General features: G+C 21.6%; 3 protein-coding genes. 1 reads left to right on the forward strand and 2 read right to left on the reverse strand.

From position 1 onward, the window contains the following. Nucleotides 1-116: 116 nt before the first annotated feature. Complete coding sequence (locus tag EZH24_RS09110) at nucleotides 117-1,001, reverse strand: hypothetical protein (RefSeq protein ID WP_137998847.1); 885 nt, start codon at nucleotides 999-1,001, stop codon at nucleotides 117-119. Nucleotides 1,002-1,068: 67 nt separating this feature from the next. Here EZH24_RS09110 and EZH24_RS09115 point away from each other — a divergent pair, with 67 nt between their 5' ends. Further along, nucleotides 1,069-2,064 carry a glycosyltransferase family 8 protein gene (locus EZH24_RS09115; protein ID WP_137998848.1) on the forward strand — a complete coding sequence of 332 codons (996 nt, stop codon included), beginning with the start codon at nucleotides 1,069-1,071 and terminating at the stop codon, nucleotides 2,062-2,064. Nucleotides 2,065-2,085: 21 nt separating this feature from the next. Here EZH24_RS09115 and EZH24_RS09120 read toward each other — a convergent pair whose 3' ends face one another. Continuing rightward, nucleotides 2,086-3,003: a glycosyltransferase gene (locus EZH24_RS09120; RefSeq protein WP_137998849.1), complete on the reverse strand. Its 918-nt coding sequence runs from the start codon at nucleotides 3,001-3,003 to the stop codon at nucleotides 2,086-2,088. Nucleotides 3,004-3,204 lie beyond the last annotated feature (201 nt).

Here is a 3,204-nt window from a genome sequence, read left to right on the forward strand (position 1 = left end):
TTATTTTAAATTTTTATAATGTCTATATTTTATAATGTCAATATTTTTTATAATATTTTTTATGATACTTTAAACTAACTCATAGCTTTTTATTATTTTTAGTTTATAACAATTTATTATCTTTTAGTAAATATTTCAGTAGTTGTATTTTCAAGTTTTAATGAAAACTTGCTATAGTCAATTTTATATAGATATACTAAGTTCGTAGATACTTTATCAACATATTGTTTAAAAAGAGATGTATCATTTAAAACAGCAGTTAAATTATTTCTTGTTAGAATAAGTGAATCATTTTCAAATTTAATATTAATTTTTGGATATATATTATAATATTTTAAAGCTTCTGTTATTATGAGTTTTTCTGCTGGTTCATTTTCAGTGTAATCAATATTCAATATCAATATATATTCATTTTCATTTAATTTTATTATTTTACCAATATATTTTTTATTTTCTATTTTTTTTCCATCTTTGAATATTTTAATAATAACAGTTCCATTATTTTTTATTGTTATATTAGTTCCATTTTTGTTATCGCCTATATAATATGAACCGCAATGATAAGCTGGTATATTTATCTTTAATTTTTTAAAATCAGCATTTATTTTGTCATTGTTAATATATCCTGATAATGATAAAGTATCTTTTTCTATATTTAATCCAATATTTACAAAATTCATATTTGAAGATGTTTTATTAAAATTTATAGAAGGAATTCTAGATTTTATTTGGTATTTTGAGTTAGATGTTTCTTCAGTTATTTCTTTTTTTATTTTTAAAAATGCATTTTCAGTATTCAAATAAACATTTCCATCTCTATCCATTAATAAATATGAAATTTGTCCTAAATCTTCAGATTGAAAATTGCCGTAAAAATATTCTGCAGCTTGGTTATTTTTTATCAAATTATTGCAGCTCATAACACATTTTCCAGTTAAAGCTATAATTCCTATAAATAAATATAAAATTAACTTTATCAATCCACCAATTGCAGCTGCCATATATGTACTCCTATTATATATTGTATAATATATAATATAAAAAATCATTTTTTAAGGTATAATAAAAATGCAAGAAACAATGAATATATGCTTAATATCTGATAATAATTTTGTAAACTATTTAGCTACATTAATAGTTTCAATATTAAAAAATTCTAATGAAGAAGATAAATTTCATTTTCATATAATTGAAGTAGATATTACAGATGAAAATAAATCAAAAATAATACAGTTAAAGGAAATAAAAAATTGTGAAATAAGTTTTTATAAATCAACAAACATAGAAAAATACAAAAATATAAGTAATATAATAAAATCTAAACATACATGGCATAGCTGGCATTATAGTGTATTTTTAAAATTAGATATACCATTTTTATTCAAAGATTTAGATAATATATTATTTTTAGATACAGACACGATAGCAATAGAAAATATAAATGATGTTTTTAGTTATGATATTTGCAATTACTATATTGCAGTTCAATATTTCCCATATAAAGGTATTGATAATGATATACCAAAAGTAAGAGATTGGTTAAAAAGTATTGGAATAAAAAATCCAAAAAATGAATATGTAAGCAGTATTATACTATATTTTAATTTAAAAAAAATCAAAGAAGAAATAGGACTGGATAATTTAGAAAAACATATAGATGAATGTATGGATAAATATTCATCTACAATATTTACAGAAGAACATATATTAATGTATTTATTTAATGGTAAAATAGGATATAATGATTTCGGATGTAATATTGATGCTAATGGAGGAAAATTAAATACAAAAATAGTACATTTTATAGGCACTTTTAAACCTCTGCTAAAAGGATATACAGGAAGAGAAGTAAAGTTTTATAATAAGTTCTGGGAATATTTCACACTTACTCCATTTTTTAGAGATAATATATTTGACTATATGAACATATTTGCTATGAATAAATATAAAGTAACATTGTATAAATTAGTAGATAAAATTGTTTGGTATATTCCTACGGCTAAATTAAGAGGCAGAATAAGAGAAAAAATGATCAATAAAGTTAATTCAATGCTTGACTCTTAAAATTTTGTTTTTTATAATAGTTTATATACGCCACATAAAACCGTACTTTTTACCTATTTTTATTCTAAGTCTTTCTCTTAATCTTCTTGATGGTATCCACCATAATATTTTATTCCACATTTCTTTTTTCTGTTTTATATATAGAGAATTATATTCTTCACCTCCAAACTCTATCCATTTTTTATTATTTTCATCCCATTCATAGTAAGGACTGCTTTCCCAAAACTTACCAAGTGCATGTATTATATATACATTATCTAAATGATTATAGTCTCCTGTATAATTATAAATATTATCCAACACTCCAATATCTAAATTAAATTCCTGAATAGCTAGATTAATAACAAACAAATCAGTTCCAACAATCTTTTCACAATATTCATAACACCATTTTTTTATTTTACTTCCATTATGTAATTTATTTGTTAATATCATTATTCCAGAATTAAATATTTTTCTATTTAAATCATATTTATCATCTTTATATTTTTCTACAAAATTACTTCCGCCATTATTTACAAAATAATCTAATTGATTATTTAAAATATCATAAGCCATATAAATACTTTTTTCATTAAAAGACAGTATTGAAGACAAATCTTTTTTTATAAGCGTATCTGTATCTACATATAATAATTTCTCATAATCTTTAATTAATTCAAAAGCTTCAAATCTTGCAAATGCCATAAAACTCCAATTAGAACCAGGTACGGAGTTTAAAAAAGATTTTGAGAAAGGATTCTCAAATTTTTTAATAATAATATTTTTATGTATTTTTTCTAATGCTGATCTGTTTTTATCATTAATTGTATCAACTAAAACTATAATATCATAATCTTTTTCATCTAAAGAAAAATATTTTTTAAATCCTATCAAAACATTTCCTACAGCAAACATTTGATTCTCGGTTGAACATAATAATAAAGCAAATTTTTTCATAAAATAATTCCTATTTTTATTTATATAATAATAACATAAACAAAATCAATGTCAATTTATTGTACTTGTTTCAAAATTAATTTTATTTATGATTGTGCAAAGTAGCCCCTACATTACAACCGCAACTTTGACAAAGTAGTGTTAGGTATGGTGTGCGGCTGGCTTTGCCAAAAGTCGAGTAAAAAAATTGATAAACTTAAG

The sequence above is a fragment of the Brachyspira catarrhinii genome (assembly GCF_005518285.1).
Lineage (GTDB): Bacteria > Spirochaetota > Brachyspiria > Brachyspirales > Brachyspiraceae > Brachyspira > Brachyspira catarrhinii.

Coding starts and splice junctions, on each gene's coding strand:
- EZH24_RS09120 (WP_137998849.1), bottom strand. CDS start 3,003: ATGAAAAAATTTGCTTTATTATTATGTTCAACCGAGAATCAAATGTTT.
- EZH24_RS09115 (WP_137998848.1), top strand. CDS start 1,069: ATGCAAGAAACAATGAATATATGCTTAATATCTGATAATAATTTTGTA.
- EZH24_RS09110 (WP_137998847.1), bottom strand. CDS start 1,001: ATGGCAGCTGCAATTGGTGGATTGATAAAGTTAATTTTATATTTATTT.